Origin of the sequence: Shewanella sp. YQ_9, assembly GCF_043103185.1 — a bacterium.
Classification (GTDB): domain Bacteria; phylum Pseudomonadota; class Gammaproteobacteria; order Enterobacterales; family Shewanellaceae; genus Shewanella; species Shewanella algae.
Window position 1 is genome coordinate 73398 of the sequence record NZ_JBICJO010000019.1, and the last position, 21830, is coordinate 95227.

The window sequence follows — 21830 nt, forward strand, 5'->3', positions numbered from 1 at the left end:
GCCCGAAAACATAGCGTTATACAGGACACAAGTTGCGAATTTTACGCCTTGACGTCGGCGGCGTCCAACCCGCTGCCGACTCGACGGGTTTGCGCCTTGGCCGCCAGGCGCTGCAGTATCACACCAGCCAGGATCAGCGCCGCCCCCAGCCAGGCCTGCCAGCCCAACTCACGGGAAAGGCTGTCGAGCCAGACACCGGTCAGCATCTGTCCGGAAATCACCAACAGGGCACAGGCCATGGCGCCAAGCCTGGCCAGAGCCCAGCTGCTGGTCGCAACAAACAAGGCGCCTATCACGCCGCCGAGCCAAGTGTAAGCTGGCGTAGCCTGCAGCTGCCATACTGCGCCGCCCTGAAACAGGGTATAAACCGCCAATACCAAGGTCAGCAGTAAAAAACCCAATAGGTGGTTCAGCAACGATGCCTGCAGCGCGCCTTTATTTGCCGCCAGTGCACCGTTAAAACTGCGGCTCAGGCTGACCATGACGCCGTTGGCCAGCGCCAAAAACAAAAACAGTGACAACATCATCTTATCCCCAGGTAAAAATTAAGCGTGAGCGGAAAATATCAGCAACAGCGCCCCGGCCAGTACCAGCAGTAATGCCGGCCACTCGAGTGGATGCAGTTGCCGCTTTGGCAACAACCACCAGCCTCGAGTATCACTGATGGCGCCGAACAGTAACTGCCCCAGCAGCAGGAGTGCCAGGGTTCCGCCCAGCCCCATGGGAGAGTTGACGCAGATGGCCGCCAGAATCACAGTCATGGCGCCGGGCAGACCGCCAAGCCAGGCCCAGAGTGGCAAGGTGCACTTTGGTTGCTTATTCTGCTCAGGCACCCCTGGCGATGGGGCTGCCTTTCGCCTTCCCATAAATAGCCATAACAACAGGGCGGTCAACGCCCCGGTACCATGGGCTATCCAGGAAGCCAGCAGGGATGAGCCGGCCGAGGCCAACTGGCTGTTAAGCTGGATCATCAGCGCCAGTAAGCCACCGGCAACGAATGCCACCAGGGCGGCTCCCAAGGATAGCGACATATTGGATTCTCGGTTGCGGCTGCCTTGCATCTCTCTTCTCCGGCGTGTGCGAATCAATCTTGGCCAGCCAATGGCGGGCATTATTCGGGCTCGACAGGGCGTCTGTCGCCGCCCTTCAAGCAGACGCCACTCTACATTGTTTTGCCATTTAGGATAATTACCGATAATGTCGCAATACAGTTTCCAAAAACTCAACTATCAAGATGGATCACTTCAATGCCCTGCCGGTGTTTGTCGCTGTGGTGGAGTCCGGCAGCTTCTCGGCCGCTGCCAAGCAGCTCGGCAGCAGTAAATCGGCGATCAGCAAGCGGATAAGCCAGCTCGAAACACGCCTCGGGGTGCAACTCCTGTACCGTACCACACGTTCGCTCAGCCTGACGGAAGCAGGCGAGCGCTACTATGACTCTGTGCGCCATGCGGTGCGTTTCGCCAGGGAGGCGGAAGATGCCATAGGCGAGCTGCAGCACAGCCCCAAGGGGCTGCTGAGGATGTCTGTGCCCATGGTGTATGGCCGCCGTTATGTCGCGCCGCTGATGGCTGAATTTCTGCAGCGTTTTCCTGATATTCGCCTGCAACTTGAGTTGAGCGACAGCCATACCGATCTGATTGCCGAAGGTTTTGATCTGGCGCTGCGCATTGGTGAACTGGCAGATTCCAGCCTGGTCGCCAAGCGCATCGCGCCATGCGAGAGCTTCCTGGTGGCCTCTCCCGAGTACCTAAAGCGCCACAGCACGCCGCAAACGCCGGAGCAGCTCGGCCAACACAACTGTTTGTTCTATTCGCTGTTTCGCGGTGGCAACGAATGGCGCTTTCAAGGCCCCCAGCAGCAATCGGGCGGCGAAGTCAGAATTGAGCCCAAAGGCAACTTCGAGGTCAATAACAGCGATGCGATTCACAGCGCGATTCTCCAAGGCCTGGGAATAGCCAACATGCCGGACTTTATTGTAAGAGGTGATATCGCCAAGGGCCGCCTGGTCGCCCTGATGCCCGAGTATCGGCTGCCCCGACACGCTATTTACTGCGTCTACCCCAGACGCAAGCACCTGCCGTCCAAGGTCAGCGCCATGATAGATTTTTTAACCGCGAAGCTACCGTGATGGCAGCACGAAAGACAGCGGCCTTGTCCGAGGCGCAGGTGACAGATTCACGAGCAGCGCCCAGCTTGCCCTTGGCTGTGATGTGAGATAAGGGAAAGCTTCGGCCTGAACCTTTGGATTAAAAAGCAGGCATCAGCCTGCTTCTTCATGGTATTACTCAGTCGCTCTAACCGTGGCTATGCCGGCGTCTGCCGCCCATTGCAGCACATCCTCCCTTTTTAGCGCCGTGGCCATCAACTCGGGAAATTTGTCCGGCGTACAGGCAAACACCGGGCTGCCGATGGCGGCAAAATCCGCGGCCATTTGGTTGTCATAAGCCGGACGCCCATCGTCGCTCAACGCCAACAGGGTGATCACATTCACTTCACGGCGCAGCAGTTCAGCGACCCGAGCCTTAAGCTCCTTTTCATTGCCCCCTTCATAGAGATCCGTGATCAGGATAAGGTGAGTCTTGGATGGGCGCTCAATTTTGTCGGCGCAGTAAGCTACCGCTTGGTTAATATCTGTACCACCACCCAGTTGCACGCCAAACAATACTTGCACCGGATCGGCCAATTCATCAGTAAGGTCCACTACCGCAGTATCAAAACACACCAACCGGGTTTTCACCGCTGGAATGGAGGCCATCACAGCCGCAAAAATGGAACTGTACACCACAGATGTCGCCATGGAGCCAGACTGGTCGACGCAAAGGATCACCTCGTCCAGATCCACCTGTCGCCGCTGCTTGCGGGTATAGCCCACCAGTTTTTCGGGCATCACAGTGCCAAGCTCAGGTTGGTAGTGGCGTAAATTGGCACTGATGGTTCTGTGCCAGTCGATGTCGGCATGACGGGGACGAAAACTGCGTTTGCTTTTATCCACGGCACCACGAATGGCCTCGGCAGTTTTTTGTTCCAGCCTGGCCAGGAGTTCATCTACCACCTTGCGAATGACCTGCCGCGCCGTTTCCATGGTTTGCGCCGGCATCATGCCCCCGAGGCTGACGAGATCCGCAACCAAGTGCACATCGGCCTCCATAGCTTGCAGGAACTCGGGCTCCATCAGCATCTGTTTCAGGCCCAAGCGCTCGAAGGCATCCCGCTGCACCAACTGCACCACAGATGCCGGGAAAAATTCGCGAATATCCCCAAGCCAACGCGCCACCCTGGGTGCTGAGCCGCCCAAGCCCCCGCGACGTGCCTCTGAATGTTTGCCGTCACCATAGAGTGCCGACAACGCCTCATTCAAACGTTTGTCGCTGCCATTGAGGGGCGCCTGTTCCAATTCTGCGCCAAGGGCCAGTTGCCAGCGACGCTGTCTCATCAATTCATCCATTGATTGTCTCCTGCAAGCAACTTGCCCAGCCCTTCCAGATGGGCAGACCAGAGCGGTACCAAGGCATCATTAACGGAATACTCAGTGCCTTTTGCCACAGCTTTGGCATTGAGACTATCCAGCAGTCGGCGACGCTCCATGGCATCCAACTCGGCAAATACCCGCCGCAGCAACGGCAGACTCTCGACAAACGCCTCTTCCTCAAGCGATAACAGCCAATTGTCCACCGACTGTCGCAATCTGGGGTCGTAAAGCAAGCGTTCGGCAGCCCCGCTGAAGAAGCCCTCGAAGAACCCCTTGGCTTCGGCAATCGGATTGGCCGGTGACAACATTTTCGCCATCAATTGCGCCAGGTAGTCTTCATCCAGGCGTTTGGCCTGATACAGCAGGCGACAGCACAGCCCGCGGACTCCCGCATCACATAGGCCGGTATTGACCACTTCGATTAGCGCCTGCCACCAGCCCTCCATGACAGAATCCGCCACTTGTGCCAACTCCAACTGGGCATGTGCTCTGCCTACGGCCAGCCGGTAATGATTACTTTCGTCCTCATTCAACTGGCGAACAGCAATGGGCAAGGATAAAGATGCCTGCACCGCCAAGCGTTCAATCAACTCATTGACATGCGCCAGCGACAGGTTTCTCGAGGTACCGTAGCGGCTGATATCCACCAGAGGAGGCAAACAATCCAGCAGATCCAAGCCCTCGGCTGTGTGTGCTGCACGCTCGGCCAACAGTTCGAAGCCCAGCTCTACCGCTCGGGGCAATTCAGCCTCCAAGGCCTCCAACACCAGGTTTGCCAGCTCACCCAGTTGTCTTTGCTCCCGCATGCGCTGGATAGTACGTTCGGCTGCCGCCTGTACCAGTGAACTGCCATAGATTTGATTTTCAACCAGTTGCACCGCAAACTCAGGTTGCCAGGCGATCACCCAACGCTCACGGAAAGTTCCTCGGCTGGCGCCGGCACTGCCCTGCTCGCCCCAAGGCACATCGAGCAGCCTCAGGCGATGCAAAAACCAGGATTTCAGCTGGCCCGACTCACTGCGCAAGTCGAGAGAAAGCTCCCGCGGCAAAGCCTCGCTCTTGAGACGGGTTTTCTTTTGCCAACGCTGCAAGTCATCCAAGAGGGGGGCCAAAGGCACATCTGCGGGTATTTCACCGACCCGGGAGCCGAGCAGGAGTTGCTGCGAAATCTGTTGCCACCACCTGGCTTCTCCGCCGCACATAGTGGCGATAGATGCATCCCGCGCCTCTTCGAATCCAGGACTGGGACGAGCACGAATGGCCGCCAGACTATGACACAGGCGCAGGGTCTCAATCACAGCGGCGGTTGAAACCATTAGCCCGGCCTCTCTCAACATGTCGGCAACCTGGGTTAGCCAACGAGTCAAAGATACCTCGTCATAACCGTGTTGCCACAGGTGGCTGTACCACATGGGCGCGGCCACCCCGGCCCCATAGCCAGACTCACTGGCGAGCCTTGGGCTGGTCCAGGGGATCCAGGTTGAACTCACCCGCTTGGGCGCCAGTTTTGCCGGGAGGCTTTTCAATTGTGCCTTATCTTCTTTCTGGCTAACCTTGGTCTTCAGCCCCGGCAGATGCCAGGCACCGCAAACCACAGCGATTGGTCCCGCGTTTTGTTTGGCTGCCTCGGCAATTTGCAGCCGCATAAAGGCTTCTCGCTGGGCTTCTCTCAAGCTGTCGTTGGGCATGGCACTCCTGAGCTCGGCCATGGCCTGGGCCAACGCATCAAACAGCTCAGGATCGTCATCACTGCCCTGTTCTATGACATGATTCCACCAACTTTCACCGTCCTCATAACCGGCAAGCAAGGCCAGTGCTGAGACAGGATCCTGACGGAGCCGGCCCTCGTAAGGCGCGGTGGAATCTTCAGGAAGAGAGGCTGAATCTGTATCGTCAGCTTCTGTCGCTGTATCGTCGTCATCTTCCGACTCAGGCTCAATATCCTGCAGCCTGGATGCCAACTGTACAGATACAGGCAAATCAATAAAACGTACCTCGGTATTGGTGTTCAATGCCCAGCGGCACGCCTGATACTCGGGCGAATATTCGGCAAAGGGATAATAGAGGCTGTGGCCTGTTTCATCGGTGACAAATGACATGAGAGCCACCGGCGGTTTCATCTCGTCACTGGCCAAAAATGGCACCAGTTCACTGCAATCAGCCGGTCCTTCTATCAGAACCAACGCCGGGTTCAACCGCTCCAGCGCCGCCACCAGCCGCCGGGCCGAGCCCGGACCATGGTGGCGAATGCCAAAATAATGGATATTCTTCATGGGCAAGTGTTCTCTGGCGGTCACGGCTCACAGCAGTTCATTGATGCTGTGGTAATAGGAGCTGTAATCACTGCGTTTTTTCAGCACAGTCTCGAGATACTCCTCGAGTACCAACTTGTCCTGCACAGGGTCTTTCACTATGGCTCCCACCAGGTTGGCTCCCACGTCAGCAGCCCCCAGTTGACAATCGCCGAACCAGGCTGCCTGACTCAAGCCGCCAACCATCACGGCAATAGCCTCGGCAGTGGACAGATTCCCCGAAGGCACCTTGAGCGCCATCTTGCCATCCAAGGTAGCGCCGCTTCTCAGTTCGCGGAAGATAGTTACCACTTTCTCAATTTCACTGCTGGCACTGGCGGGCACCGGCAGTGACAGGCTTTGACCCATCTCGACCACCCGGCGACGAATGATCTCTACTTCTTGCTCCATATCATCGGGTAGCGGCAACACTACGACGTTGAAGCGCCGCTTGAGTGCCGAAGACAGCTCATTCACACCTTTATCGCGGTTATTGGCGGTAGCTATGATGTTGAAACCACGCTTGGCAAACACAGCATCGTTCAGCTCGGGCACCGGCAACATTTTTTCAGACAATACGGTTATCAGGGTATCCTGGACGTCCGACCCCATGCGGGTCAATTCCTCCAGACGGCACAAGGTACCAGACTCCATGGCCCGGAACAGTGGTGTCGGCACCAAGGCGTCCTTACTGGGGCCTTTGGCAAGCAGCTGAGCATAGTTCCAACCGTAACGAATTTGGTTTTCATCTGTGCCTGCAGTGCATTGGATCACCTGGGTACTGTTGCCCGAAATAGCCGCAGCCAGATGCTCGGACACCCAGGACTTGGCAGTACCCGGTACCCCAAGGAGCAACAGCGCCCTGTCAGTGGCCAAAGTCGCAACCGCTGTTTCGATAAGGCGACGATTGCCTATGTATTTGGGGCTGATAGACACCCCTGAATCCGTAGTGCCACCGAGTAGATACTTGACCACACTTTTAGGCGTCAGTTGCCAATTCTCGGGTTTTTGGCCATGATCTTCTTCTTTCAGAGCATCCAGCTCGGCTTGATAAATGACTTCCGCCGGTTGCCTTAATACGTCACTCATCTTTTCATCCTTCTCGTTGCAAACTTACGTTAAATTTCAAATAGTCGAGTATTGGGTGCATGGGCGATATCCCCAGCGTCTTTGTCTCGGCCAGCAGCCACTGAGCACACTCGAGGTTCAGGCACAAACCCAATTGTTGCATCACCCAAGCGAGTTGCCGTTCCATCTCGTCCGCATCCTTGGCTTGCACCAGGGTTTTAAGTTGTTTAAGCAGTTCAGCCGTGGCCTTGCAACGGCTGAACTCAGCGGCACTCAGCCAGTGCCATTCACCGCTAAATAGTGCGTACGGAGCATTGGGGAGCAGATCGCCGGGAGCCTTGGACAGTAGCGTCTGAGCCAGGTTGACCTTGGCTTGCTCGTTTAACCTGGATACCAATAAACCCAGTTCAGCCATGGGATTTTCATTTTCCTCAACGGCCCAATCGAGCAGCCGATTGACCACCAACAACACCTGTTCCTCGGGCAAACTGGCAGCAACATTCAGCAGCAAGGCCTGATTGGGGCTATTGAGCCCCTTACCGGCGTTGTCGGCAAAGGACCACTGGCGCAAAAGCTGCTCCAGACTCATGCCCAGCCCAGCTGCCAGCAAAGGCAAGGAAATGCTCTTCAGTGCAGCGCAGCGGTCACGATTCTGGACACTGTTTTTCAGCACAGGAGCAAGCAACACAGTTTCGCGCCGTAGCAGCCCCCGAGGTTTCAGTGACAGCCAAGTTACCAGCTCTGTGAGTGTCTCATCTTCCGCTTGCCGGTTGCCCTGACCTAAGCGCATCTGCAATTGATTGGCCAGTTCCTTCACTTTCTGGGATCTGTCTTTTTCCAGAGATACCAATAAGGGCAAGTCTGCCGAGCTCAGTCCATCTGCCAATACCTGATAGAGATTCAGGCGTTTATCGGCGGCTTCCGAGGCGGCCATGCTTGCCAGCAAATCACGAGCGGCATCCGGCGACCGGCGCCGCAGCAGCTTAAGCGCAGCCAGCCTCTGTGCCGGGCTTTTATCGGGCCAGCTCTCTTCGGTAAGCGGTTCATCCCTGGCATCGGTAACCCAGCAAACCCAAGGTTCAAACTCAGGCGGCAGCTCTGCATCCTGTCGACCGGGCAGCCAGTCTTCGGGATGAGGGGAAAAACCACGACTCACCAGCAGCGCCAACAGCGCCTGATATTGACTGCCGGATGTGGTGGTCAGCGCCAGTAACTGCCTGAATGCCGGGCGACATTGGCCGGGTAATAGGGACAGACTCAGTTGCGGCAAGCCGGGCAGGGTTTTAAGCGCCCCGGGGGGATGGGGTTGTTGCAGCAGGGGATACTGGCTGCAATAAGCCAGCGCCATCAGGGTGCGCTCGTCATCGTCGGCATCGGCGGGCACGGTCCAATGCTCAGGAAGCAAAATCGGCGCGCCGCCATCACCTATCAACCAACGCTGCTTGAGTTCGTCAATCTGCGCCAGATCCTGTTGTAGGGTTTCAGCATTTAGCATGAGATCATCCCCCAGGCACTGGTACAAACAGACAGAAGTTCGGCTCCATCACCACGCCAGCAAACAAAGGCCCCTTGCAAGTCTCCCTGTGCCAAGGGTGGCAAGTCTCTGCCCTTCACCGGAATTAGCTGCTCCTCGACACTGAGCCAATAACCGCCGTCCTCTGCCTGCTGCAAACTGCCTGGGCCCAACACCAAGGGCACTGAAGTTTCCCATGGCAAGGTGCGCCGCAGCGTAAACAAGGCTTGCTCTGGTGTCATAGCCGAGGCTGCGGGCCAGGATACGGCTTCGGGTGCCAGAATCTGGTACTGGGTCAATATGGCGCGCTGCGGCGCCCTGGAGGGATAAAAGACCAGTTCCCCTTCAAGCAAGGTACCGGCCCTGAGGCTGGCCTCACGTTTGCCTGCCGTGGCTGGATAATAGTCGAGCAACATGGCGCCTGAGCTACACTGGCCATCCAGTGGCCAAAGCCAGGTCGCATGGCTAACCAAACCGTCCCGTCGGGTTTCGATACGCTCACCAAGGCATAACCAGCGGCCACTGACCCCGGTTGCGACATTGGCCAGCAGCTGTTCTCGATTTTCCGCCCCAACCAGTGCCCGCCGAACATCGGGATCCTGCGGATTGATTCGCCAGGCCCGGGAAAGCAAGACCCAGATCCCCAGCTCTTCTATCAGCCGGGCCAGTTGCCGCTCAAACGGCAGTCCAGCCAACAAGGACGGTAATTCATCGACTCGGGATGCCAAGGCACTCGCTTTAGCATCCACCAACCTTGCGGCAATGCGTCGAACCCTGGGGCGTAAATCCTTAAGCAGTCCGGAAAGACCGGTTCGCTGTTGATCGCGGATCCACAACTCAAGCTCGGCCAACCCTTCGCGTATGCTTTGCTCGCTGGCTTGCTGCGCCGCCAAAGCCCGCTTTTGCTTTTGCGCGGCATTCTTGGCGAGTTGCTCCGGGCTGAGCATTGGCTCTTCATCACCGGCGGTGGCGATATTCTTCGCCACCGAGGGCTTGTTATCCTCAGTTGCGGTGGCAGAACTGCGACGACGACGGGACAACCATTCCCCAACCCAATCGGGCGGGGTTGACTCATTGAAGCTGTCTTGGCTTTCACTGAAGATCCACATCAATGCAAGCACATGTTTACACGGGAATTTTCTAGATGGGCAGGTACACTTGTAGCCATGGTCGACCACATCTGCCATGGTGAGGTAGGGATTGGCACCCGATCCCTGGCACTGCCCCCAAATACTATTGAGTTCAGAGGCTACGCCCAACATGGGCCACTTGGATGTATTGAGCAGCTTTTTGGCAGCCCCCAGAGATGACTGATCCGGGGCCAGGTCCTGCACTACCTGTAATGGGAGTTCCATTTCCAGTCCTTGTTCTCTTGCCCGCCGCCAACGAATGAGGGGCAGACAAAGACGTCCTATCCTATTGGGCTAAAGACAAAAGCCCTTCAAATTCAAGTGCGAGATTCTGCCTGAATTAGACTGGAAAAGAAATTGCCTTTACCCGAATGGCAAGAGTTTTAGATAAGCATTTGATCTTAAGCACAGCAAAGGAAAGTGCCTTGCCTCCCGGCTGTAACAAGCTGAAATAGGCAGTAGACAAGTTCGATAACCGGGAGAAATCAATTTTCTAATTGATTTTAAAGGGGTACTGTCCATACTGGCAGCATCTCTAGGAGGGCTTATGGCAAATCAACGTAGGTGGGAACGGGATGAACTACTGGTGGCTTTTTATCTTTATAGCCACACGCCCTTTGGCAGAATAAGCCAGCGTAACCCAGAAATAATCCAGATAGCCGAACTCATGCAAAGGTCGGCCTCATCGCTATCGATGAAGATGGCTAATATTGCCAGCTGTGACCCTAGCATCACCTCTACAGGTCGCAAGGGACTCCCTGGTGCTTCTAGAGCCGACAAAGCCATGTGGCAAGAGATGACCCAGGACTGGGAAACCTTCTATCTCAAAGCTTATGCTGCCCACCAGCAGTTAACACAATCCTCTGAGCCACAAAATGTAAAGTCCGTAGGGACAGACGATTTTCACGGTAGGGAAAGAGAGACTATGACTAAGGCCAGAGTCGGCCAACAAGTATTTAGAAACTCGGTTTTGAGTGCCTATGATTTTCGCTGTTGCATAACAGGATTAGACATTCCAGAGTTACTGATTGCCAGCCATATAGTGCCTTGGAACCAAGAGCCTAAGCAACGTCTCAACCCCAGTAACGGCCTGTGTCTTTCCAGCTTGCATGACGCCGCTTTTGACAAAGGCTTAATCACTTTGAATTCCCATCTGGAGTTGCTGCTATCCCCTAAACTCCTGACGAAAGAAAATCGATATTTGAGTGACAGTTTTGAGCGCTTTGAAAACCAGCCCATTCGTCTACCAAACAAGTTTGCCCCGGCAGAAGAATATCTAGCCCTGCATCGCCAGCAGATTTTCCAGGCAATATCGTAAAGGAGACCTCTCACCGCCCCTTTTCAGAGACGGCGAGATAGCTCAAACCAAGCACGCCTTTAGGGCCTCGCTTTGCTGCAATAAGCTGAGATAGAGGGTGAACTGGTTGGCGGCTCTGTCCAGGTTATGGCCTTCGCGATGGATATGGAAATACTTATCCCCCAACAGATAGTCGGTGAGGAAACGCACACCTATCATAAGACAGATCACCCGGGCACCCAGCCATAGGCTCTGGCGCTCCAGTGGCGTCAACACCTCGCCCAGCTCTGCCAGGTAACCCCGGCAGATGGCGGCAAACACTTCGGGCCTGACTCTGACCTTATCGAGTGCGGTGGAGTCTTCGGCCTCGGGCGAGCAGAAGGTGCGCACCATGTCACCGAAGTCATACATCAGGAAACCCTTCATGCAGGTGTCGAGATCTATGATGGCCATGCTGGACATATCACGCTTGTCGAACAGCATGTTGTTGATCTTGGTGTCGTTGTGGCAAATCCGCAGCGGCAAACCGGCACAGGTATCTTCAAGCTCCGCAAGCAACGATTGCTGGGACAAGGCCAACTCGGCCCACTGCCGACAGTGCTGCAGGCGCCCAAGCGGGTCCTCGGCAACCGCCTTGGAAAGCGCTTCGATTCTGCCTGGCAGATGGTGAAACAGAGGGATCACATCTTCCAGTTCATGGGGGTCTACTTGGCTCAAGGCGCGGGCGAAATGGCCAAAGGCACGCGCCGCCTGTTCGGCCTCGGCCTCAGAGCGCACCACTTCGATGCTCTGACTGAAGGGCAGATAACTGATGGCGCGCCAAAATCCCTGTTCACCGAGATCCACCGCCAACTGCTGCTCGCGGGTCATCACAGGCCTTATCAGCTGCAGTTGATAGCCGCCTTGCGCAGCACACTGACTCAAATGCTCGCTGACCTTGGCCGCATTATTGACCAAGGCGTTGGGCGCACGAAATACCTGAGTGTTGATCTTTTGCAGCACAAGTTCGCTATCGGCGCTGCGGATCAGAAAAGTGTCGTTGATATGGCCATTGCCCAGTGGGCTGATTTTGGCATTGTCAGGGATCCCGAAGTGAGGCAGCACCTGCTGCCGGATAAGCTCAAGCACCCATTAACTCCTGTAATTGCTGTTTCACCCGGGCGGCGTCCTGGGAATATGTCACTCCCAACCAGGCCTCGCGGGCGGTTTCCACCCTGACACTGCGGGTGGCAAGGTTTTGCTGTTGTTGGCACGGCTCTGGGTCTGGCTGCTCAATTGCATTTTGCACTATCGCAGGCAGATAACACTCGGCTTTAAGATCATCGCCATGGGTTGCCAAAAAGCGTCTGAGCCCCTGCTCCAGTGCGGCAAATATATTCGCCGAAAAGCCCCAGCAGGTCATGGATACCAAGGCATCGGCGGCTATCGGCCGGCGTTCGCCCTGAAGCTCTCCCTCAAGGCCATGGGTGCCTTGACGAATATCGAGCCACTCCTGCACCGAAGTCAGGTACCCCTTCCCATTGACCTCACACAGGCCACGATTCACCCCGCCATGCTCGGACAAGGTCAGTCCCAGCGGCCAGGCCACCATCATCCATTCATTGGGATGCTGCCTAATCCCCTCGGCCAACTGCACAAAGGCATGATCGCCATAATAATCATCTGCGGTGATCACTGCCATGGGGCCATTGACCAGATGCCTGGCACTCCAGAGGGCATGCGCCGTGCCCCAGGGTTTTTGCCTGTTACTGTGGGGTTTTTGCCTGTTACTGTGGCGCTTTGTGATATCCCCTGTCTGCCTTGCCGATACCGGCTGTGGCAGATCGTCCAGCGTCTGATAACAAAGGTGCCACTCAAACCCGGAAGGCAGGAAATCGCTTAACTGGCGACAGATCTCGCTTTCAAGCTCAGGGCGGATAACCAGCACGGCGCGGGCAAACCCGGCCTTGATGGCCGAGCTTAGCGCCAATTGCAGCATGGTTTCCCCATTGGGCCCCAATGCCGCCAACTGTTTATCACCGCCAAAACGGCTTCCCAGCCCGGCGGCCATAATCACCAGAGTTAATTTTGTATCCATAAACTGTCGAATATGCCGCGAAGAAAGCCGAGCCGAAAGAAGCGAAGCAGTATAACAGAATCACAGCTCTGATGAACCAAAGCTGTGGTTAACCGTGCACCAACATGCGCCCTATTCAATAAGCTGCCGGAAGGCAGGAACAGAACCCAATGCCGCCTGACTGCCCTTGAGGCTGAAGTCATAGCCGCAGAGCTTAACCGAGCCCCGCCGCGCCATATCCTGAACAATCACCTGACTATCCAGAGGGCTGAAGGCCGCTTCGACCTTGCCGTTATCGCCGATAACGACCGACATGGGCCGATAGCCAGTGCCATTGTTGAACACCAGCTCGGCGCAGCGGCGATCGCCCTTGGCGGTAGCCAGATCCCACAAGGGGCCAGGGGCGTCAGTATCGCCAAGCCAGCTCATACGCAGCAAGTCGCCATCGAGCGACAGGCTGAAGCTGTCCGGTAGGCGCACAGTCACCCTGTCGGATGTTTCGGCCGCAATCTCAGTAGCCTCACGGCCTGATGCGTCATTAGGCTCAGCCTGAGGCCACAGCAGCCATATGATCAATCCCAAGCCAAGCAGCGCTGTGACCAGAGCGGCTATGGCAAGTCCCTTACGCTGGGCGGCCGAGAGGCTGCCAAGCCGCTGCCAAAGTTGCAATATGGCATCGCGCCAGGAGAGCAGCAACACAGACAAGGAGCCGGTGCGGTCGACCTCATCATCAAACCCAGGCTCAGCGCTATTGACCTTATGGCGGGCTTGCTTATCTGTATACCAGCCAGGCTCTGTATCTATCGCTGAGGTATCGCCCTCGGTCGGCGCCGAGTCGAAATAACGGCTGCGGCCAGGTCCATAGGATATGGCGTCATGACTGATATCATGGTCGCTATTGGCAGCAGCAAAGCTTGCCGGCTCATACGCTTGGCTCAGAGGGTGCTCAGGCTGCTGCCCCGCGGCACTATACCCGGCGCCGCTGTGATGCGGTTGATTATCATCGTGGTCGCTACTCTGATAAACGTGATCATCTGAATAGCCTTGAGCTTGATTATCTGAATAGCCTTGAACATCACTGCCCAGGGTTGGCTCAACCCGTCTTATCTTGCTCTTACGCTCGGCGCTCAAAGGCACAGGGCCACAGTATCCCTGCACATAGTCTCGCTTACTGCGAGCGCCGAGGCCGCGATTCCCACCAGGTAACAGCGCCAAACCTGCATGCAGCGCCAAAGCCAGCACCAGGGCACCTATCAGATAACTGCTATCCTGGTCGGTACTCAGGGCCAACAGCAGAATGAGCCAAGGCAGCAGGGCTATCAGTGACAACCAGGGGTTACGGCCGCCATCACCCAAGCGACGACGGCAACTGAGCAGTAGTACGGGCGCCAGTAAAATCCCGGGCACCCAGATGAAACTGCCGCCGCCAAAAAGCAACCCCAGCACGAGTAACAAAAGATAGACGGCGCCACTGATGGCCGCGTGTCGCAGACCATTGTCGTAACCCTGAATACAGATGAGCGATTTATACAGCACAGAACCCCTTAAAAATCGACCGACTTATTGATGGCAGCCTAACGAATTTGATGGCAATTGTCAGCGCCACTGGCATGGCAGCATTGCCTGCCTATATAATAGCTGCCCTTAAGGAAGCTGCCTTGAACACCTGTAGCTGGCGCAAGCCAGAGTGCCGACAGGGCATAGTTCGCAGCTTCCCTCATCAGCCACCGGCTTTTTTACAGCCAAAGACTTGGAACCCAAATATTATGAGTGCACGCGGAAACCTTTTTATTGTCTCGGCCCCCAGTGGAGCGGGCAAATCGTCACTGATTGCAGCCCTGCTGGCCAATAAACCGGCCGACAAACAAGTTTCCGTATCGCACACCACCCGCCAGCCCCGTCCGGGAGAGGTTCACGGCCAGCACTATCATTATGTGTCGGTGGAGGAGTTCAAGGCGCTGATTGCCGAAGAAGCCTTCTTCGAGTGGGCCGAAGTCTTCGGTAACTTTTATGGCACTTCCCGCAAGGTCATTGAAGAGACGCTTGAACGGGGCATAGATGTGTTCCTGGATATCGACTGGCAGGGTGCCCAGCAAGTGAAGAAACTGATGCCCGAGGCCATCGGTATCTTTATTCTGCCACCGTCCCGCGAAGAACTGGAGCGCCGTCTGACAGGTCGCGGTCAGGATAGCAGCGAAGTCATCGCCTCCCGCATGGCACAGGCGGTGTCAGAAATGTCGCACTATAAAGAGTATGATTTCATCATAGTCAACGACGATTTTGAGACTGCACTGGGGGATCTGAGCGCGATCATTCGCTCGCAACGCCTGACTCGTGCTAGTCAAATTAATACTCACAATGATATGCTTAAGGGTCTGTTGGCAGATTAATTGCCTTCGTGTACAATTTTGCGTCATTTTTTCCATTCAAATCACTGGAGTTTCAACACATGGCTCGCGTTACTGTAGAAGACGCCGTTAAACAAATCGGCAACCGTTTTGATATGATCATGGTTGCGGCGCGTCGTGCCCGTCAGATCGCCGTCCAGGGTAAAGATCCTTTGGTTGAAGAGCAAAACGACAAACCCACTGTTATCGCACTGCGCGAAATCGAACAGGGACTGGTTAACTCAGCGACTCTGGATGCCGATGAGCGTCAGAGCGTACGTGAGCGCGAAGCAGCTGAAATTGCTGCCGTGGCAGCGATTGCAGAAGGTAACTCTTCACTCTAAGGCATATTCTTAGGAGAACAGCCACTTGTATCTGTTTGAAGGTCTCAAGGAGTCTGCCGCCAGTTATCTGGAGCCGGAGCAGGTAGAATTACTCAAGCAGGCCTATCAGGTGGCGCGTGATGCCCATGAAGGGCAGATGCGCACCAGTGGCGAACCCTATATTACCCATCCGGTTGCGGTTGCCCGCATCCTGGCCGAAATGCGTCTCGACCACGAGACGCTGATGGCCGCCCTGCTGCACGACACCATAGAGGACACCCAAGTTACCCATCAGGATCTGGCCGAATTGTTCGGCGCCTCGGTGGCGGAGCTGGTGGAAGGTGTCTCCAAGCTCGACAAGATCAAATTCCGCGACAAGAAAGAGGCCCAGGCGGAAAACTTCCGCAAGATGATGATGGCCATGACCCAGGATATCCGGGTGATCCTCATCAAACTGGCCGACCGCACCCACAATATGCGCACCCTGGGCGCCCTGCGGCCCGACAAACGTCGCCGCATTGCCCGCGAAACCTTGGAAATTTACGCCCCCATCGCCAACCGTCTGGGTATTCACAATATCAAGACAGAGTTGGAAGATCTCGGCTTTCAGGCCTATTACCCCATGCGCTATAGGGTACTCAAAGAGGTGGTTCGTGCCGCCCGCGGTAACCGCAAGGAACTGATCCAGAGCATAGAAACCGCCATTCGTACCCGCCTGGAAGATGTGGGTATCAAGGGCAAGGTCAAGGGCAGGGAAAAGAACCTCTATTCCATCTACAACAAGATGCGCAGCAAAGAGCTGCAATTCCAGGAAGTGATGGATATCTATGCCTTCCGCCTGATAGTGGACTCCATAGACACCTGTTATCGGGTGCTCGGAGTAATGCACGGCCTCTACAAGCCGCGTCCGGGCAGATTTAAAGACTATATCGCCATTCCCAAGGCCAACGGCTATCAGTCGTTGCATACCTCGCTGTTTGGTCCCCATGCGGTACCGGTGGAAATTCAAATCCGTACCGAAGACATGGACCAGATGGCCGATAAAGGGGTTGCGGCCCACTGGATGTACAAGAGTGGCCAGACCGGCGCCTCGGGTACCACTACCCAGCTGCGTGCCCGCAAATGGATGCAAAGCCTGCTGGAATTGCAGCAGAGTGCTTCCACCTCGTTTGAATTTGTTGAAAACGTCAAGACAGAGCTGTTCCCGGAAGAGATCTATGTGTTCACTCCCGAGGGCCGCATTCTGGAACTGCCGGTAGGCGCCACCGCAGTGGATTTCGCCTATGAGGTGCACACGGATGTAGGCAACACCTGTGTCGGCGCCCGGGTCAACCGCCAGGCCTACCCCCTGAGTCAGCCACTGATTTCCGGGCAAACGGTCGAGATCATCACCGCCAAGGGTGCCCGCCCCAACGCCGCCTGGCTCAACTTCGTGGTTACCGGCAAGGCCCGCGCCAAAATCCGTCAGGTGCTCAAGAGCCTCAAGCAGGACGAAGCCAGCACCCTGGGTAGGCGTCTGCTGAACCATGCACTGGGCGAAACCAAGCTGGAACAGATAGATCCGGCGCAGATAGACAAGGTAGTCAAAGACACCAAACACGCCGATCTGCAGTCACTGCTGGCCGACATAGGTCTTGGCAATGCCATGAGCATAGTCATAGCCCAACGCCTCAAGGGCGACAAGATAGAGCCGCAGAAGCAGCATGATGAGCACAAGCTGATGCCGATCCGCGGCGCCGAAGGCATGCTGGTTACTTTCGCCAACTGCTGCCGCCCCATTCCTGGGGATGCCGTGATTGCTCACGTGAGCCCGGGCAAGGGCCTGGTGGTGCACATGGAAAACTGCGCCAACATCCGCGGCTATCAGGGCGAGCCGGACAAGTATATTCCGGTGCAGTGGGATGCCGTCGATGGCGTCGAATTCCAGGCCAACCTGAGGGTCGAAATCGTCAACCATCAGGGCGCGCTGGCGAAGATCACCAATATCATTGCCGCCGAAGGCTCCAATATTCACAATCTCAGCACCGAAGAGCGCGATGGCCGCGTCTATCTGATCAACCTGCGCATCTCGGTTCGCGACCGGATCCATATGGCAAATGTTATGCGCCGAATCAGGGTACTGCCCGAGGTTCTGCGTACATCCCGTAACCGTTGATAACAGAAAAAGAGAGAGCGTTATGGCAGAGAAGATCATCATAGCAACAGACAAGGCTCCCGCCGCTATCGGCACCTACTCCCAGGCAGTCAAAGTAGGCAGCACAGTCTACCTGTCCGGGCAGATCCCGCTGGATCCAGCCACCATGGCACTGGCAGGTGACGACTTTGAAACCCAGGTTGTACGGGTATTCGACAACCTCAAGGCCGTCTGTGAAGCCGCCGGCGGTTCCATGGCCGATATCGTCAAACTGAATATCTATATGCTGGATCTGGGCAACTTTGCCACGGTCAACGAAATCATGAGCCGTTACTTCAACCAGCCTTACCCGGCCCGCGCCGCCATCGGCGTGAAAGAGCTGCCAAAGGGTTCTCTGGTCGAGATGGACGGTGTGATGGAACTCTGAGTTCCCTCCCCAATACAGGGCGCTACGGCGCCCTTTTTCATATAGGATCCCCCGCCAATGAGCCCCGAACGCTTCGCTCGCATCAACCAAATGCTGGACATGCGCCAGCCGGATCTGAGCCTGATCCTGGACAGAGTCCACAAGAGCAACAATATTTCCGCCGCGCTGCGCAGTGCCGATGCTGTGGGTATCCACGAAATTCATGCAGTATGGCCCGATGCCGATATGCGCCTGTCCGGCAATACCGCCTCCGGCAGCCAGCAGTGGGTCAAAACCATTAAACACTATGACTTCGCCTCGGCTGCCAAGGCCTGCAAGGCGCGCGGGATGCAGCTGGTCGCCACCCATTTCGGCCCTCAGGCCCGTGACTTTAGGGAGCTGGATTACCGCCGCCCCACCGCCTTTATTGTCGGCAATGAACGTGATGGTATAAGCGCCGAAGCCCTGGCACTAGCCGACGAGCAGGTAGTGATCCCCATGGTCGGCATGGTGCAATCCCTCAATGTCTCGGTGGCGTCGGCGCTGCTATTGTATGAGGCGCAGCGTCAGCGGCAGGAGGCCGGGCTCTATGGCACCCGCAAGCTGGACAATGACTATTGTCAGATCATGTTGTTTGAGCAAGGCCACCCCATCTATGCCAAGGCCTGCCGCCGCAAAGGCATCCCCTACCCGGCCATAGACACTCAGGGCCAGATAGTCGCCGATGCCCACTGGTGGCAACGGATGCGTGAACCCGCCCCCGAACTGTGAAGCTTTTCAAACAACCGATTAAATATTGCGCCAGATCACAATTATCGCCATACTGGTTTGGCCACTGCATAGCGAAACTAACAGATAATCAGATCGTTGCAGCCGCCGTGGGGGAAGCTGCAGCTACGCAGATAACAAGAACAGTAAAGGGGACACCCCATGGAAGCATCATTCAAGAGCCCGGTGGAAATGCTCGACCACTGGGTAGAGACTCAAGGCGATGAGATCTATCTCAGGCAGCCGATCAACGGCCAATATCAGGATCTGACCTGGCGTCAGGTACAGGCCAAGGTGCAACAACTCTGCGGCGGCCTGCGTCACTTGGGGCTGCAACCCGGTGACAAGATAGCCGTGCTGTCGAAAAACTGCGCCGAATGGTTCATTACCGATCTGGCGCTGATGCACGGCGGCTATATCAGTGTGCCCATTTACCCCACTGCCAATGCCGATACCATACGCTACGTGCTGGAACACAGTGGCTGTAAGGCCATCATGCTGGGTAAGCTGGATCACTGGGCCGATCAGGAAGCTGGCGTCGGCGGTGATATTCTGCGCCTGGCAATGCCTTATGACACCATGCCGGCTCAATATCACTGGCAGCAGCTGTTGAATCTCGGTACACCTCTGGTGGATGCCCCTTATCCCGAGGCCGAGCAGGTGATGACGCTGATCTACACCTCAGGTTCCACCGGCAAGCCCAAGGGTGCCATCCAAACCTTCGGCAGCTACGGCTGGACCTGTAATGCCGTGGTACGCGATCTCAAGACAGATGGGAAAGACAGACTGCTGTCCTACCTGCCGCTGGCCCATATCACAGAGCGGGTGGCGATAGAGGGTTCCTCCTTCTATTCCGGCTCCTGCGTTGCCTTTGTCGAAAGCCTCGACAGCTTTGTTGCCGATGTGCAGCGAATGCGGCCAACCGTGTTCTTCTCGGTACCTCGCCTGTGGACCCTGTTCCAGAAGAACATTATCGATAAGGTCGGCTACGCCAGGCTCAATCTGCTGCTGAAGATCCCCCTCATCAGCCATCTGGTCAAACGCAAGATCCATAAGGGCCTGGGGCTGGACAAGTGTCGTTTGCTCGGTTCAGGTTCGGCGCCGATACCTCCGTCACTGGTGGAGTGGTATCACAGCATAGGTTTGGATATCTGCGAAGCCTGGGGCATGACAGAAAACTGCGCCTACTCAATCATCAACTTCCCCTTCGATGCCAGTAAGATAGGCACAGTCGGCAAGCCGGTGATCGGCTGCGAAGTTAAGCAGGCTGCCAATGGCGAACTGCTGGTGAAGAGCCCGGGATTGATGCGTGAATATTACAAGGCGCCGGAAGCCACAGCCGCCGCCTTCGATGAAGAGGGCTTTTTCCTCACCGGCGATCTCTGCGCCATAGATGCCGACGGTTGCGTCAGCATCACAGGCCGGGTCAAGGATAACTTCAAGACCGCCAAGGGCAAGTATGTGGCGCCTGTGCCAATTGAACGTAAGCTGGCGCAGGATCCCCATGTGGAGCTTATCTGTGTCATCGGCCTGGGACTGCCTCACCCTGTAGCTTTGGTGCAACTCTCTGAAGGGGCGGCGCTGCAAGCCAGAGAAGAGGTGCGCGCCTCGCTCAAGGCCACTGTGGATGCGGTTAACCCCAACCTGGAATCCCATGAAACCGTGGAAGCGGTTCTGGTGGTCAAGGAGCCCTGGACCATAGAAAACGACGTGCTGACTCCGACGCTGAAAATCAAGCGCCATGTGTTGGAGAGCAGATACGCCAGCCGGATGGAAGGCATTCGCGGTGCCAAGGTTGTCTGGGAAGATGAAATCTAGAGCCGACGCTCCTTGGTTTATCTGATTATCCCGGCTTCGGCCGGGATTTTTGTGACATATTCTGTCAAAAAGAGGTTGCCTTCGGGAGGAAAAACCTTATGCTGGCAGCCCAAACACATTCATCGGTGCCGTTCTGCATGGCACCTTACTGACAGGAAAAGCGGTTTTTAATGTTGATTGCACTCTCTATTCTCGGCGGCTTCTTGATCCTGACTCTGGGAGCAGAAGCCTTGGTTCGCGGCGCCAGCGTCATCGCCCTGCGTCTGGGGATCACCCCGCTGGTGATCGGCCTGACGATCGTCGCCTTCGGCACCAGCGCGCCCGAGCTGGCAGTGAGCGTTAAGTCAGCACTGGCCGGCAGTCCGGGTATTGCCCTGGGTAACGTGGTGGGCTCCAATATCGCCAATATCGGTCTGATCCTGGCACTGACCGCGCTGATCCGCCCGATAGGGGTACAGTCACAAATGGTCAGACGCGACATTCCGCTGATGATAGGCGCCTCTATTTTGATGTGGCTGCTGGTACTCGACGGTGAACTGAGCCTGATTGACGGCGCCGTACTGACCAGCTTACTGGTAGGCTATCTGTTGCTCAGCTATTTCAGCAGCAAGGGCGAAGAGACTGATGAACCTATTGAAGGCCCCAAGAACCCTCTGTTGTCGCTGCTGTTTATCATCGCCGGTATCGGCATGTTGGTGGGCGGCGGCATACTGTTTGTCGATGGCGCGGTCGAGTTGGCCCGTACCTTCGGTATCAGTGAGGTAGTGATCGGCCTGACCATTATTGCCATAGGCACCAGCATGCCGGAATTGGTGACCTCGATTCTGGCCGCTCTCAAGGGCCAGAGCGATATCGCCATAGGTAATGTGGTTGGCTCCAACCTGTTCAACCTGCTGGGGATCCTCGGGGTCACTGCCTTGGTGCACCCAATCAGCTCTGCCGGCTTCAGTGCTCTGGATTTCAGCGTGATGCTAACCCTGGCACTGTTGGTGTTGCCCTTTGCCTGGAGCGGTTTTCGTATCGGCCGCCGCGAAGGCGCCATATTATTGCTAGGTTACTGCGGCTATATGGGCTATCTGGTTACCCACGCCAGCGCCTGAATCTGAGTACGCCACTGGCAACTGAATGCTTCTGAAGAACTTTGTTGCCAAGCCACAGTAGCATAAAAAA

19 protein-coding genes are annotated in these 21830 nt (G+C 56.1%); 9 read left to right on the plus strand and 10 right to left on the minus strand.

What is annotated here, in order from left to right; genetic code table 11:
- Positions 1-41: 41 nt before the first annotated feature.
- A complete protein-coding gene (locus ACF8D4_RS05450; RefSeq protein WP_243891990.1) occupies positions 42-527 on the minus strand; it encodes a DMT family transporter in 486 nt (161 codons plus the stop codon).
- A gap of 18 nt (positions 528-545) precedes the next feature.
- The gene (locus ACF8D4_RS05455; RefSeq protein WP_345853727.1) at positions 546-1061 is read right to left on the minus strand and encodes a DMT family transporter; all 516 of its coding nucleotides are present in this window, start codon (positions 1059-1061) and stop codon (positions 546-548) included.
- Between the two features lie 173 nt (positions 1062-1234).
- Here ACF8D4_RS05455 and ACF8D4_RS05460 point away from each other — a divergent pair, with 173 nt between their 5' ends.
- Positions 1235-2128, plus strand: a complete 894-nt coding sequence (locus tag ACF8D4_RS05460) for a LysR family transcriptional regulator (protein ID WP_208185214.1) — start codon at positions 1235-1237, stop codon at positions 2126-2128.
- Positions 2129-2281: 153 nt separating this feature from the next.
- On the opposite strand, the gene ACF8D4_RS05465 is transcribed toward ACF8D4_RS05460, so the two are convergent.
- The 5 genes from ACF8D4_RS05465 to ACF8D4_RS05485 are packed head-to-tail and all read right to left on the minus strand — an operon-like array spanning position 2282 to position 9696.
- A complete protein-coding gene (locus ACF8D4_RS05465; RefSeq protein ID WP_037467560.1) occupies positions 2282-3445 on the minus strand; it encodes a VWA domain-containing protein in 1164 nt (387 codons plus the stop codon).
- On the minus strand, positions 3433-5742 hold the full coding sequence (locus tag ACF8D4_RS05470) for a DUF5682 family protein (protein WP_392468507.1): 2310 nt from the start codon (positions 5740-5742) through the stop codon (positions 3433-3435). Before ACF8D4_RS05470 ends, ACF8D4_RS05465 begins: the two co-directional genes overlap by 13 nt.
- A 27-nt stretch (positions 5743-5769) precedes the next feature.
- Positions 5770-6849: an AAA family ATPase gene (locus tag ACF8D4_RS05475; RefSeq protein WP_144134936.1), complete on the minus strand. Its 1080-nt coding sequence runs from the start codon at positions 6847-6849 to the stop codon at positions 5770-5772.
- Between the two features lie 4 nt (positions 6850-6853).
- The gene (locus ACF8D4_RS05480; RefSeq protein ID WP_392468510.1) at positions 6854-8323 is read right to left on the minus strand and encodes a DUF5691 domain-containing protein; all 1470 of its coding nucleotides are present in this window, start codon (positions 8321-8323) and stop codon (positions 6854-6856) included.
- A complete protein-coding gene (locus ACF8D4_RS05485; RefSeq protein WP_392464736.1) occupies positions 8317-9696 on the minus strand; it encodes an SWIM zinc finger family protein in 1380 nt (459 codons plus the stop codon). Before ACF8D4_RS05485 ends, ACF8D4_RS05480 begins: the two co-directional genes overlap by 7 nt.
- A gap of 322 nt (positions 9697-10018) precedes the next feature.
- Here ACF8D4_RS05485 and ACF8D4_RS05490 point away from each other — a divergent pair, with 322 nt between their 5' ends.
- Positions 10019-10789: an HNH endonuclease gene (locus ACF8D4_RS05490; RefSeq protein WP_096142485.1), complete on the plus strand. Its 771-nt coding sequence runs from the start codon at positions 10019-10021 to the stop codon at positions 10787-10789.
- Between the two features lie 42 nt (positions 10790-10831).
- Here ACF8D4_RS05490 and ACF8D4_RS05495 read toward each other — a convergent pair whose 3' ends face one another.
- The 3 genes from ACF8D4_RS05495 to ACF8D4_RS05505 all read right to left on the minus strand — a co-directional run bounded on the left by ACF8D4_RS05495 (position 10832) and on the right by ACF8D4_RS05505 (position 14360).
- Positions 10832-11896, minus strand: coding sequence for a phosphotransferase enzyme family protein (locus ACF8D4_RS05495; RefSeq protein WP_025010108.1), 1065 nt, complete (start codon positions 11894-11896; stop codon positions 10832-10834).
- The gene (locus ACF8D4_RS05500; RefSeq protein WP_107005760.1) at positions 11889-12845 is read right to left on the minus strand and encodes an NTP transferase domain-containing protein; all 957 of its coding nucleotides are present in this window, start codon (positions 12843-12845) and stop codon (positions 11889-11891) included. Before ACF8D4_RS05500 ends, ACF8D4_RS05495 begins: the two co-directional genes overlap by 8 nt.
- A 111-nt stretch (positions 12846-12956) precedes the next feature.
- Positions 12957-14360 (minus strand): hypothetical protein, encoded by a 1404-nt coding sequence (locus ACF8D4_RS05505; RefSeq protein WP_392464738.1) that lies wholly within the window; start codon positions 14358-14360, stop codon positions 12957-12959.
- A 230-nt stretch (positions 14361-14590) separates the two neighbouring features.
- Here ACF8D4_RS05505 and gmk point away from each other — a divergent pair, with 230 nt between their 5' ends.
- From gmk to ACF8D4_RS05540, 7 genes are all read left to right on the plus strand, one after another.
- Positions 14591-15214 (plus strand): guanylate kinase, encoded by a 624-nt coding sequence (gmk, locus tag ACF8D4_RS05510; protein WP_025888535.1) that lies wholly within the window; start codon positions 14591-14593, stop codon positions 15212-15214.
- Positions 15215-15273: 59 nt separating this feature from the next.
- Positions 15274-15555: a DNA-directed RNA polymerase subunit omega gene (rpoZ, locus tag ACF8D4_RS05515; RefSeq protein WP_025010112.1), complete on the plus strand. Its 282-nt coding sequence runs from the start codon at positions 15274-15276 to the stop codon at positions 15553-15555.
- 25 nt (positions 15556-15580) lie between these two features.
- A complete protein-coding gene (gene spoT, locus ACF8D4_RS05520) occupies positions 15581-17689 on the plus strand; it encodes a bifunctional GTP diphosphokinase/guanosine-3',5'-bis pyrophosphate 3'-pyrophosphohydrolase (RefSeq protein ID WP_028780077.1) in 2109 nt (702 codons plus the stop codon).
- Between the two features lie 22 nt (positions 17690-17711).
- On the plus strand, positions 17712-18095 hold the full coding sequence (locus ACF8D4_RS05525; protein ID WP_025888534.1) for a RidA family protein: 384 nt from the start codon (positions 17712-17714) through the stop codon (positions 18093-18095).
- Positions 18096-18152: 57 nt separating this feature from the next.
- Complete coding sequence (gene trmH / locus ACF8D4_RS05530; RefSeq protein ID WP_392464740.1) at positions 18153-18845, plus strand: tRNA (guanosine(18)-2'-O)-methyltransferase TrmH; 693 nt, start codon at positions 18153-18155, stop codon at positions 18843-18845.
- A gap of 159 nt (positions 18846-19004) precedes the next feature.
- Entirely contained in the window at positions 19005-20660 is a 1656-nt protein-coding gene (locus ACF8D4_RS05535) for an AMP-binding protein (protein ID WP_044735397.1), read from the plus strand.
- 170 nt (positions 20661-20830) lie between these two features.
- On the plus strand, positions 20831-21760 hold the full coding sequence (locus ACF8D4_RS05540) for a calcium/sodium antiporter (RefSeq protein ID WP_392464741.1): 930 nt from the start codon (positions 20831-20833) through the stop codon (positions 21758-21760).
- Positions 21761-21830 lie beyond the last annotated feature (70 nt).

Excerpts from the sequence above, each read along its gene's own strand:
- ACF8D4_RS05500 (WP_107005760.1), bottom strand. The coding sequence starts at position 12,845 with ATGGATACAAAATTAACTCTGGTGATTATGGCCGCCGGGCTGGGAAGC.
- gmk (WP_025888535.1), top strand. The coding sequence starts at position 14,591 with ATGAGTGCACGCGGAAACCTTTTTATTGTCTCGGCCCCCAGTGGAGCG.
- ACF8D4_RS05470 (WP_392468507.1), bottom strand. The coding sequence starts at position 5,742 with ATGAAGAATATCCATTATTTTGGCATTCGCCACCATGGTCCGGGCTCG.
- ACF8D4_RS05490 (WP_096142485.1), top strand. The coding sequence starts at position 10,019 with ATGGCAAATCAACGTAGGTGGGAACGGGATGAACTACTGGTGGCTTTT.
- rpoZ (WP_025010112.1), top strand. The coding sequence starts at position 15,274 with ATGGCTCGCGTTACTGTAGAAGACGCCGTTAAACAAATCGGCAACCGT.
- ACF8D4_RS05485 (WP_392464736.1), bottom strand. The coding sequence starts at position 9,696 with ATGGAACTCCCATTACAGGTAGTGCAGGACCTGGCCCCGGATCAGTCA.
- ACF8D4_RS05465 (WP_037467560.1), bottom strand. The coding sequence starts at position 3,445 with ATGGATGAATTGATGAGACAGCGTCGCTGGCAACTGGCCCTTGGCGCA.
- ACF8D4_RS05475 (WP_144134936.1), bottom strand. The coding sequence starts at position 6,849 with ATGAGTGACGTATTAAGGCAACCGGCGGAAGTCATTTATCAAGCCGAG.
- trmH (WP_392464740.1), top strand. The coding sequence starts at position 18,153 with ATGAGCCCCGAACGCTTCGCTCGCATCAACCAAATGCTGGACATGCGC.
- ACF8D4_RS05450 (WP_243891990.1), bottom strand. The coding sequence starts at position 527 with ATGATGTTGTCACTGTTTTTGTTTTTGGCGCTGGCCAACGGCGTCATG.
- ACF8D4_RS05540 (WP_392464741.1), top strand. The coding sequence starts at position 20,831 with ATGTTGATTGCACTCTCTATTCTCGGCGGCTTCTTGATCCTGACTCTG.
- ACF8D4_RS05525 (WP_025888534.1), top strand. The coding sequence starts at position 17,712 with ATGGCAGAGAAGATCATCATAGCAACAGACAAGGCTCCCGCCGCTATC.
- ACF8D4_RS05480 (WP_392468510.1), bottom strand. The coding sequence starts at position 8,323 with ATGCTAAATGCTGAAACCCTACAACAGGATCTGGCGCAGATTGACGAA.
- ACF8D4_RS05460 (WP_208185214.1), top strand. The coding sequence starts at position 1,235 with ATGGATCACTTCAATGCCCTGCCGGTGTTTGTCGCTGTGGTGGAGTCC.
- ACF8D4_RS05455 (WP_345853727.1), bottom strand. The coding sequence starts at position 1,061 with ATGCAAGGCAGCCGCAACCGAGAATCCAATATGTCGCTATCCTTGGGA.
- ACF8D4_RS05535 (WP_044735397.1), top strand. The coding sequence starts at position 19,005 with ATGGAAGCATCATTCAAGAGCCCGGTGGAAATGCTCGACCACTGGGTA.